This is a genomic window from Algoriphagus lutimaris (assembly GCF_017051705.1).
Taxonomy (GTDB): Bacteria; Bacteroidota; Bacteroidia; order Cytophagales; family Cyclobacteriaceae; genus Algoriphagus; species Algoriphagus lutimaris.
On sequence record NZ_JAFIDJ010000012.1, the window covers coordinates 1 to 477 of the forward strand.

The following is a 477-nucleotide window of genomic DNA, read 5'->3' on the forward strand; positions in this document are numbered from 1 at the left end:
GCTGTCCATTGCTATAAAACTCCACACTTTTGATTTCTCCCTCCGGATCTTGAGCATTGGCCACCAATTGCACCGCATCCTTTCCTAAAGTAAATACCTGATTATTGCTGGGTTGAGTCAAAGAAACCGTTGGAGCTTGACTTGCTGCTTCCACAGAAAACTTGATGATTTCTGAAGTGGCACTTAAACCTCCCATATCAATTACTTTGGCATATACCTCGTAGCTTCCAGCAGTAATGGTAGACCAATCATAGATATAAGGAGCAGTAGTTACTGTAGAAATCAGCTGTCCATTGCTATAAAACTCCACACTTTTGATTTCTCCTTCCGGGTCTTGAGCATTGGCCACTAATTGCACCGCATCCTTTCCTAAAGTAAATACCTGATTATTGCTTGGTTGAGTCAAAGAAACTGTTGGAACTTGATTAGCTGCATCTACAGAAAACTTGATGATTTCTGAAGTGGCACTTAAACCTC

At 41.3% G+C, this 477-nt stretch carries 1 protein-coding gene; it reads right to left on the reverse strand.

Annotated elements, in window-relative coordinates; genetic code table 11:
- On the reverse strand, nt 1-477 hold a 477-nt coding region (locus tag JYB62_RS19590; RefSeq protein WP_243431652.1), incomplete at both ends, for an Ig-like domain-containing protein.